9 protein-coding genes are annotated in these 10,211 nt (G+C 48.7%); 7 read left to right on the top strand and 2 right to left on the bottom strand.

Annotated elements, in window-relative coordinates:
• Positions 1 to 1,086, top strand: a 1,086-nt coding sequence (locus QZT80_RS06575) for a SusD/RagB family nutrient-binding outer membrane lipoprotein (RefSeq protein ID WP_295119444.1), incomplete at its 5' end; no start/stop codon positions are given.
• Between the two features lie 65 nt (positions 1,087 to 1,151).
• On the opposite strand, the gene QZT80_RS06570 is transcribed toward QZT80_RS06575, so the two are convergent.
• Both QZT80_RS06570 and QZT80_RS06565 read right to left on the bottom strand, forming a co-directional pair.
• The gene (locus QZT80_RS06570) at positions 1,152 to 1,907 is read right to left on the bottom strand and encodes a hypothetical protein (RefSeq protein WP_295119442.1); all 756 of its coding nucleotides are present in this window, start codon (positions 1,905 to 1,907) and stop codon (positions 1,152 to 1,154) included.
• Positions 1,908 to 2,033: 126 nt separating this feature from the next.
• On the bottom strand, positions 2,034 to 2,903 hold the full coding sequence (locus QZT80_RS06565; RefSeq protein ID WP_295119439.1) for a hypothetical protein: 870 nt from the start codon (positions 2,901 to 2,903) through the stop codon (positions 2,034 to 2,036).
• A 685-nt stretch (positions 2,904 to 3,588) separates the two neighbouring features.
• Between QZT80_RS06565 and QZT80_RS06560 the strand changes: the two genes are divergently transcribed.
• The 6 genes from QZT80_RS06560 to QZT80_RS06535 form a co-directional block, all read left to right on the top strand.
• Positions 3,589 to 4,836: an efflux RND transporter periplasmic adaptor subunit gene (locus QZT80_RS06560; protein ID WP_295119436.1), complete on the top strand. Its 1,248-nt coding sequence runs from the start codon at positions 3,589 to 3,591 to the stop codon at positions 4,834 to 4,836.
• A gap of 5 nt (positions 4,837 to 4,841) precedes the next feature.
• Entirely contained in the window at positions 4,842 to 6,290 is a 1,449-nt protein-coding gene (locus QZT80_RS06555; protein ID WP_295119433.1) for a TolC family protein, read from the top strand.
• 19 nt (positions 6,291 to 6,309) lie between these two features.
• Entirely contained in the window at positions 6,310 to 6,975 is a 666-nt protein-coding gene (locus tag QZT80_RS06550; protein WP_295119430.1) for an ABC transporter ATP-binding protein, read from the top strand.
• 21 nt (positions 6,976 to 6,996) lie between these two features.
• Positions 6,997 to 8,235, top strand: coding sequence for an ABC transporter permease (locus QZT80_RS06545; RefSeq protein ID WP_295119427.1), 1,239 nt, complete (start codon positions 6,997 to 6,999; stop codon positions 8,233 to 8,235).
• A gap of 26 nt (positions 8,236 to 8,261) precedes the next feature.
• Positions 8,262 to 9,440 carry an FtsX-like permease family protein gene (locus QZT80_RS06540; protein ID WP_295119420.1) on the top strand — a complete coding sequence of 393 codons (1,179 nt, stop codon included), beginning with the start codon at positions 8,262 to 8,264 and terminating at the stop codon, positions 9,438 to 9,440.
• A 22-nt stretch (positions 9,441 to 9,462) separates the two neighbouring features.
• A partial coding sequence (locus QZT80_RS06535; RefSeq protein WP_295119418.1) for a sigma 54-interacting transcriptional regulator occupies positions 9,463 to 10,211 on the top strand: 749 nt, incomplete at its 3' end.

Below are 10,211 nucleotides of genomic sequence, written 5' to 3'. Positions count from 1 at the left end.
CCGGCACTCGCCAAAGGGGATATTCTTAACGGCGGTAAAGTAGATAACTGGATCAGACTGGCTTACGGTCTTAAAGCCCGTTTCCTGCTGCATACTTCCAAGAAGGCTAACTTCGACGGAGCAGCCGTACTGGCTGCTGCTGGTAATGGGCCTCAAACAGAAGCACAAAGCTCAGTAATGCAGTATGTGGATGAAGGTCCAACCATTACGAACGCTGCTAAAGAAGCGCTGCAATACACGAACACAGGACTTACCGCCAGGTTTACAAAACTGTACATCGACTACATCGATAACAATTACACAGGCGCACCTACAGGTGCCGGTAACCTGCCCGATCCGCGTAAAGCGCTGATCATTCCGCGTATGGCTAATAATGCGGGCGTGCTGGTGTATAGCCAGGGTGTAGATATGACTTCAGAATTACCTAAAACCGGGCCTGCGGGTTACACCTACAATACTAATTCGAACTCCTTCAATAATAAGGACTCGGTTTATGTGATGCTGCGCAAAACGCCGTATGCACCCACAGCAGGTCAGCGTATACAGTCGACCGGTTCGTGGTACACCCAGCGTGGCGCTAAAGGCCTGTTGTTAACCAATGCGGAAATGAGGTTTATAGAAGCAGAAGTATTACTGCGTCAGAACAAACCTACAGAGGCACTGACGGCTTACAAAGCCGGTATTCGTGCGCACATGGCGTTGATGGGTATTGCTACCGGCAGTATCGATCCTTTCCTGGCCAGCACTTCGGTGGTGCAGGCGCCTAATGATCTTACGCTTAGCCATATTATGATCCAGAAGTACATTGCTATGTCGTTTTCCGTGGAAACATGGGCAGACATGCGTCGTAATAACTTCTGTGCGGATGGAGCGGGTGTGTATAACGAGGCGACTGGTGTATACAAAGGCTTCAGGCGTCCTTCGCACATTTTCGTAGAGGCGTATCCAAATGCAACCGACTGGCCCCGCCGTTTTGCGGTACCCAGTTATGAAATCAATTACAATATTGACCAGGTGCTGAAAGCCAATCCTGCGGCTTCACAGCCTACTTATCTGAACCAGGCTGTATGGTGGGATAAGCCGTAACTGGTAAAGCTAATAAAAGGATAACGGCCGGCATTATTGCCGGCCGTTATCTGTTTTTGATGTAACTATATTACTGATGAGGAAGGGCCGGGGTCCTCCATTTGCATCATATTGTTCCAGTGTGGTGTGCGTTTCTTCCTTTTCGCAGTTACCTTTCTCTCCGCTTTCAACACCTCGATGATATCCACTGCGTTGTGCAGCGGGTGTTCCATAGGCAGCAGGTTGCCTCCACGCAGTTTGTACGCTTTGGCTTCCAGCAATATCAGGGCTGGTTTTACGCAGGGACCAAACAGTTGTAATACCAGTTCCGGCATGGTGTCATGTTTAGTCATAATAAATGCGTTAGACAAAATAGTTTTGCTGCCTGATAAACGGAAGTCGGGCGAGATGGCCACTGCACGGTATTCGAGGTAGGTAATACCTGCCGGTATTTGTTGTGCCGGTTTAGCGATACTTACTTCTATAATGCCGCTTTTCGTTCTGCGTGCTTTGGTTTTTACCGTGATACCCCGCTGACTGTACACCCGGAATTTTTTTAGTTTACGGAGTTGTGCTGCATTTAGTTTGCGGCTGCCGGGTTTTAAATCGCCGGATGTTTGCAGTATGTCGTGCACAGCTTCTGTAAGCCTGTACTTTAATGAAGGCTCATGCGATGTTTCAATGGCTTCAGAAATAGACTGATATACAAGGCTGGCTGCTTTACGGGCAGGAGCAGTTGATTGCGCGGCCTTACGGGCTGCAATGGGGCGGCTGGAAATATCGGGGATCCGACGGAAATGTAGTCGCCCATTTCTTTGGTCGTTGAGGGTATTCAGGTTCACGGTTTTGTTGAGTGAAAATGTTATGTTTTTGGGTTCGCCTCTTTTTGGCATTAAGCTATTGGGAGAATCTCATTCTTTTCAAAACGTTCGCGAATATATAATATTTCCCTGAATACCGGCAATTTCTTAGTATTCAATTTTTCTTATTTCCAATCCTCTCCAGCCTCCATCGAGCTGGGCGCTGTTTTTTTGTATCCAGTTACCCTGGTTATCATATTCATACTCATATTGGAAAGAATCGCCTTTTTCTGCCAGCAGTTTGTCGCTCGCCTGCGCTGCTTCGCGTTCGCTGAGGCGAAAGGCGACATGGCCTTTTTCGTTATACACGTAACGGGTACGGCGAAAGAGTTTTTCCAGGCGATAGAACTGCGCTTCTACCAGGCGGGCCTGCCGGTCGTAGAGTTCTATTTTGCGGGATAACAACTGGCCATCATTTTCCCAGGTGCGGATTACCCGCATGAGGCTATCTTTTTCTTCGAGGTAAAGCTTTTCGGTACCACGACCCTCGTGAAGGATGTACAGACTATCGTTTTTCGCGTACCAGGTGTAGGTGGTGCGCTCCTGCAACGCCGTGTCAGTAGAAGTGTATTGCCTGCTGGTACGCCTGCCGTTTTTATCATAAGTAAATACATCTTTATCGCCTGTGGGCTGCTTTACCGTTTCTGCAAGCTGGCCCGCCTGGTCGTAACTGAGGCGCACACTGCTTTCTCGATCGGCGGAAAGCGAGTTCAGTCTTTTAATGCGCCCGCCGGCAAACAGGTATTCAAGCACCGTAGTGTCGTTTCCCTGTTCTTCCCCGAAGTAAGTGCCATAAATAGAACTGGTAATACGTTTGGGTTGTCCCTGGAATTTTTCAAGCACCTCTGTACCGGCCGACAGGTCTTTTTGCACGATAGCCTCGCAAACCTGGTATTTCCAGTCTTTTTCCAGCTTCGTTGTTTTACAGGCGGTATATAAAGGCAGCATGATGATGAAAAGCCGCAGGACTTGTTTCATAGGACGATGATAGTTTTGCGGATAAAGGTAATTGAATATGCGGAATCTTAGCGTGTCATTGAGGCAATCAGCCGCTAAGATTTACACCGCTGCAATAGCACCGAATGTTGCCGAAAGAGGTGCCCTTTAGGTTTGCACGGTACGACATGCCATTGCAACGAAAGGCCCTTACGTACGCCTAACTATTCTATTGTGTGCCCGCTGAAGGGAGTGACCTTTAGATTTGTTGCGCGGTACAACAGGTTATTGCGTAGTGAGAGATCCTGCGGATGCTAAACTATATTGTGTGCCTGCGTGAGCGGGCACACAATATAGTTTAAGCGTACGTCGGTTAATGTAATCCGCCGGGCAGTGGTGCTTGGTTTCTGCCGATAATGTTCAAATAGTTGAAGGGAGTGACACAACGGCGGTCTAATAGTATTACTGCTGCTGGTTTAAATAAAAAATATCTCGAATAAAGGAGGCTTCGGATTCCATCTGTTTCTTCAACGTTTTCAAACTTTCCGGCATTTCATACAACAACAAACATCATCATAGGCAATTGCGACAATCTGTTTTCATTACCGGAACTTTTGTTCGATATCGAACGGTTTTTTTCTTTGGAGTTTGTGTAAGGTATTGATAATAAGAAAGATAGTTCTGGCATTTGTATTGAAATGAAACAGGCAAATGTTAAGCGCCTAATATGGACAAAGAGATATCAGCCGAAGTAAATGCCAGCAGGAGGAAGAAACTGGTGATCATTATTACCGCTATATGTGCGGTGATCATTATCGCGGTTTTAATGCTTCGTGCCACCTTTACTTCCAGCCTTCGCCTGTCAGAAATTAATACTGCCGTGGTAGAAACCGGCGATGTGGAGAATACCCTTACCGCATCCGGCGAAGTATTGCCAGAGTTCGAAGAAATTATTACCAGCCCTGTGCAATCCGCCATCCGTGAGGTGTTTATTGATGCGGGTGCCCGTGTGCAGGCGGGGCAGCAGGTGATGAAGCTGGACAAGAACCTGGTGCAGGCGGCCTACGATAAAGGCCGGTTTATGCTGGAATCGAAACAGAACAACCTGCGTAAACTCAAGCTGGAACTGGATAAAAGTTACTTCGACCTTAAATCAAGCAACGATATCAAACAACTCCGCATTAATAGTTTGCAGGCCGAAGTGGAAAACGCCAAACGTTTGTTCAAAGCAGGTGGCGGTACACGCGAAAGTGTAGAGCAGGCGGAGATGGACCTCAAAGTGGCGCAGTTGGAAAAGACGCAACTGGAGAATGAGATCCGCAGCAAACAACAAACCATGCAGGTGGAAATGCGGGAATCTGAAATAGAACTGGCCATACAACAGCAGGAGTTAAACGAACTGGCACGTAAAAAAGATATGGCCAGTGTAAACGCTACACGCGCCGGTGTAGTAACCTGGGTAAACCGGAACATAGGTGCGTCTGTTAGCGAAGGGGTGGAGCTGGTGCGCATTGCCGACCTGTCCAGCTTTAAGATCAGTGGTAGTATTTCTGATAACTACCTGGACCAGCTGCATAGCGGTATGCCTGTTATTATCCGCATCAACAATAAACAACAACGAGGAGAGATTGCCAACGTTTACCCGGCGGTAAAGAATGGCCTGGTGAACTTTGATGTAAAGCTGTTAGCTGCCGATAGCGGGCAGCTAAGACCCAACCTGAAGGTAGATGTGTATGTGGTGACCGACAGCCGGCAGCAGGTAATGCGGGTATCGAACGGAGCGGCCTTTGGGGCCGGGGGAGCTACCGACCTGTTTGTGATCAAAGGTAATAAGGCCGTGCGCCGTAAGGTCAACACTGGTTTGAGCAACTTCGACTATGTAGAGTTGAAGAACAACATCAAACCCGGAGAGAAGGTCATCATCTCAGATATGAGCCAGTTTAAGAACACGAACGAAATCACTATTACCCAATAGCTCCCATGAGAAAGGTATTGTTTATAATCGCCATTTTAAACACTGTAACAGCCAGCGCGCAGGACACCCTGCGCCTGTCGCTGGCCCAGGTAGTGCAAATGGCCAGGGAAGGCTCCATTGCATCGAAGCAGGCCGCTACAGTAAAGGAAACGAAGTATTGGGAGTGGCGTACGTATAAATCTAACTACGCGCCCCAGTTACAGCTGGAAGGCACCCTGCCGGGTTTTCAGAAAACGTATTCGCAGGTGCTGCAGCCTAATGGTACGGTGTTGTTCCAGCCGGTGCATAACAATAACTCCGCGCTGAACCTCTCGTTCAGCCAGGGTATTACGGCTACAGGCGGTACTATTTACGGCGCTACCGAATTACAGCGCTTCGACGATTTTGATCGTAATAACACTTTGTATAACGCAGTGCCCTACACGTTAGGATACCAGCAGCCCTTGTTCCAGTTTAATAAATTAAAGTGGGATAAAAAGATTGAGCCGCTGAAGTACCAGGAAAGCCGCCAGCAGTTTATTTCTGATATGGAGGAGGTGGCGGTAAAGGCCAGCCAGTATTTCTTTGCGCTACTGCTGGCACAGGTGAACTACCAGATTGCAGAAACAAACCTCGCCAACACTAAAAGAATACAGGCAATTGCTGACGAGAAGTTTGCATTGGGAAAAATATCGCGGAACGAGATATTGCAACTACAGCTGGAGAACCTGAAGGCGGAGAAGTCGCTAGGTTCGGCACTGCGTGATATGGAAATAGCGATGCTGAACCTGCGCGCCTACACAGGTTTGCAACAAACAGGTAAGATCGCCCTGGCCCTGCCGCCCTCCGAAATAGCCATGCAGGTAACGGCCGACAGGGTGCTGGTGGAGGCTTATAAGAACAATGCGGACGCTATTGCCTTTGTACGTAAAGTAGTGGAGGCCGAAAGGGATGTGGCGCAGGCCAAAGGCGCGAATGGACTGAACGCTATGCTTACGGCTAACCTGGGCTTCTCCAACAGTGCGGTGGATATTAAAGATGTTTACCGGTCGCCGCAAAACCAGCAACTCGTGCAGTTAGAGTTCACCATCCCGGTAATGGACTGGGGCCGGTCGCGCTCCCGTGCCCGCACGGCCGCCGCCAATTTAAAACTGGCGCGTTACGAGGTGGAGCAGGATAAACAAACCTTTTCGCACCTGGTGACCACACAGGTTACGCTGTTTGATATGATGAAGCAGCAGGTGCAGTTAAGCGCTATGGCCGACAGTATTGCTTCTGAGAAATACCAGATCGCCAACAGCCGTTACTCGCTGGGCGACCTGAGTATCACGGATCTCAGTATCGCCTTCCAGGAAAAAGACCAGGCGAAAAGGGATTATATTACGGCCCTGGGCAACTTCTGGGGCGCCTATTATGAACTGCGTTATTTATCACTATACGATTTTGAGAAAAACGAAAAGATCGCCTATCAGTAAACCATTTTAAAACCTTTATATGATACGTTTACACAACATCGAAAAAGTATACCGCACCGATACGGTAGAAACCCAGGCCCTCAGCCAGATCAATCTCGACGTGGCAAAAGGGGAGTTCCTGTCTATCATGGGCCCCTCCGGCTGCGGTAAAAGCACGCTCCTGAATATTATGGGACTGCTGGACATGCCTTCCAAAGGAGAGGTGAGCATAGATAGTTCGGCTACGAAGAAGTTAAGCGATAAACAGCTCGCACATTTCCGCAACCGGAAGATCGGTTTCATTTTCCAGAGTTACCACCTGATCAACGACCTGCGGGTACTGGACAATGTGGAGCTGCCGTTACTGTACCGTAAAGCTACTGCCGCCGAAAGAAAGGAACTGTCAACAGCGGCACTGGAGAAGGTGGGGCTTAGTAATCGGCTCAAACACTTTCCTACCCAGCTTTCTGGTGGGCAAAAGCAGCGTGTGGCCATTGCCAGGGCTATTGTGGGCAGGCCGCAGATCATCCTGGCCGATGAGCCTACGGGTAACCTGGATAGTGCTATGGGCAACGAGGTAATGGACATCCTCACGCATCTGAATAAAACGGAAGGTACCACGATCGTAATGGTTACGCACGATGAGCAAATGGCCCGCCGTACGCACCGCCTCGTCAGGTTATTTGACGGTACGCAGGTGCAGTAAATCATCCCTTAAAAACACTGTATGTTAAAGAACTATTTTAAAATAGCCATCGCGGTGCTTAAAAGGCGGAAGTTTTTCACCTTTATCAGCCTGTTCGGCATCAGTTTTACCCTTACCATATTGATCGTATTAACGTCGTTCTACGACTTTATGACCGATGCCGGTTACCCCGATACAAAACGTAGCCGTTCCCTGTATGTACAACGCATGGCGCTGGAATTCCCCAAAACAGGTGGCGGCCGCAGCGGGCCGGTGAGCAATCATTTCGTGGAAGCATATGTATCGAAGCTGAAGTTGCCCGAGAAAGTGGCGATGGGTTCGATCTTTTACTCTACCAATACCTATATCAACAATAAGAAACTGGTCATCAATATGAAGTATACCAACGACCAGTTCTGGGAAGTGTTCGACTTCCGGTTCCTCGAGGGAAAGCCTTACGGTGCAAGGGAAATTGCGAACAGGGAAAGAACGGTAGTGATCACAGAAACGATCAAACGGCGTTACTTCGGGGATGTGCCCTCGGTGGTGGGCAAATACATCACCACTGACAATGAACAGTTCAGGGTAAGTGGTGTGGTAAAAGATGTACCTATCACGGACCTGTTCTGTTACGGCGAGTTCTTTGTACCCTACACACTATTGAAGTCGGGCCTGGACGATAAAGGTTTTAACGGCCGGTTCCTGCTGGTGTTGCTGGCGCCCGACAAAAGTAAAGTACCAGCTATGCAAAAGGAATATGCTGATCTGATAAAGAAACTTCCACTGCCGGAGCCCGATGTTATTATCGAAAGTAATGCCGACTATTACGTAGAGAGCTATACACGCCAGTTTTTCCGGGATAAAAAGGGCGGCAGCGGGTACAGAACTTTTATGCTGTACATCTACAGTTTCCTGTTCTTCTTCATGTTGTTGCCCACGTTAAACCTCGTAAACATTAACATGAGCAGGATTATGGAGCGTGGTTCGGAAATCGGCGTGCGTAAAGCCTTTGGTGCATCTTCGGGCACCCTGGCCATCCAGTTCATTATTGAGAACCTGATCCTTACCGTAATTGGTGGAATAATCGGTGTGGTGCTATCGGTGATCGTGATCGCGATATTCAATAACAGTGGCGCTATCCCTTACGCTAACCTCACCATTAACCTGAAAGTATTATTCATCAGCCTGTTGTTGTGTTTAACCTTCGGTTTGCTAAGCGGTGTATACCCGGCCTGGCGTATGAGCCGTTTGCAGGTAATAAGGGCATTAAAGGCGGTGTAATACCGCTAACCTTTAAAAACTAATTTATGCTAACACATTTTTTTAAGTTGATATGGAATAAAAAGAAGCAGAACTTCCTGCTGCTGACGGAGATCCTGGTCGCCTTCCTGGTGGTGTTCGGCATCTTTTCATCCCTGGTGTTCTATTACAATAACTACAAGCGTCCGGCAGGGTTTGATCATGAGAAAGTATGGACGATCAATTTTTCAGATCATAAACCGGGAACTAAAAACAAAGACTCCCTGGAAATGATTTATAAGGCTATCCGGCAGCGCCTGCTGGCCATGCCGGAGGTGAAAGATGTGGCCTATGCCAGTTACAATACGCCTTTTTCGGCGAATGTGAATGGTGGCGATGCCAAGTATAAAGGTCGCAGTTACGGGAGCGACTGGTTTTATGGCGACGACCATTATGATGATGTGCTGAAAGTACAAATGGTAGCCGGTCGTTGGTTCTCTGAAAAAGACAATGGTGCCAGGAATCCCCCCGTGGTGATCAATGAAACGCTGAAGAACGAGATGTTTGGTAGTGAGGATCCGATTGGTAAGGAGGTTGAGGCGGAAGATGCGAAAAGAACGATCATCGGTGTAGTGGCTGATTTGAAGGAAAGAGGCGATTACGCCTCCAGTTACAAAGGCTTCTACCAACGGGCCGACACCTCGTTTTACGACTGGGTAGGGGTCATGTTGATGAGGGTTAATCCCTCGGCAGACGCCTCTTTCGAAAGCCGTTTATATACAAGCCTTACAGGCATGCTAAAAGGCGCTTCTGTTGAAATAGAACACATGGAAGACAAACGGGTAGCCAAAAACAAGCAAACCATCGTACCAATGATAGTGGCTATGGTAATTGGCGGTTTCCTGATCATCAATGTGGCGCTGGGGTTGTTTGGTGTATTATGGTATAATATCAGCCGCAGGCGGCAGGAGATAGGTTTGCGCCGGGCTATAGGCGCTACGGCTGGCAATGTAAGCACCCAGATTATCAGTGAAACATTGGTGTTAACCACACTATCGTTAATACTGGGCCTCTTTTTCGCCGTGCAGTTCCCGCTGATGCATGTGTTTGACCTGCCTGCACAGGTGTATATATGGGCGATGGTACTGGCGGTAAGCTTTATTTACCTGCTGGTCATCCTCTGCGCCTTATACCCCGGCCGCGAAGCCGCCGCTATTTACCCGGCCATTGCATTACATGAAGATTAAATAGTGTTATTTTTACGATACGATGATTCTTATTATTGATGATGATATAGCTGTACGTACGTCCCTTTTGCTGTTATTGCAGCAGGAGGGATTTGACGTAACGGCGGTGGACGGCCCCACACAGGCACTGGACACGATTAACACCACCCCGCCCTCACTCATCCTGCTGGACCTTAACTTCTCACTGGATACCTCGGGCCGCGAAGGGATGCAGTTGTTGCAGCAAATACGCCAGCTGGCACCCGATGTGCCGGTGGTACTGATCACCGGTTGGGGTAGCATAGAGCTGGCCGTACAGGGCATGAAATACGGTGCCCGCGACTTCGTAACCAAACCCTGGAACAACGATAGTCTTGTTCAATCGGTACAAACCCTGCTGGACCTTGGCAACCGAAAGCCCATACATCATACCCGCAGGCAGCTGGATGAAGAATATAATTTCCGGCAGATCATTGGTGAAGATCCAGGAATGCTCGATATCCTGGAAACCATCGGCCGCGTAGCCACTACCGATGCCTCCGTGCTTATCATGGGCGAAAGCGGTACGGGTAAAGAGCTGATAGCCGAAGCCATTCACCACAACAGCCAGCGCCGCCATAAACCTTTCGTTAAAGTGAACCTGGGCGGTATTTCTACCACGCTGTTCGAAAGTGAAATGTTTGGTCACATGCGTGGTGCGTTTACCGATGCACGTTACGACCGCGTTGGCCGCTTCGAACTGGCTAATAAAGGCACTATCTTCCTCGATGAAATTGGCGACCTGGACGCAGG

The organism is uncultured Chitinophaga sp., from assembly GCF_902168175.1.
Taxonomy (GTDB): Bacteria; Bacteroidota; Bacteroidia; order Chitinophagales; family Chitinophagaceae; genus Chitinophaga.
This window is presented reverse-complemented; position numbering and strand designations above follow the sequence as displayed.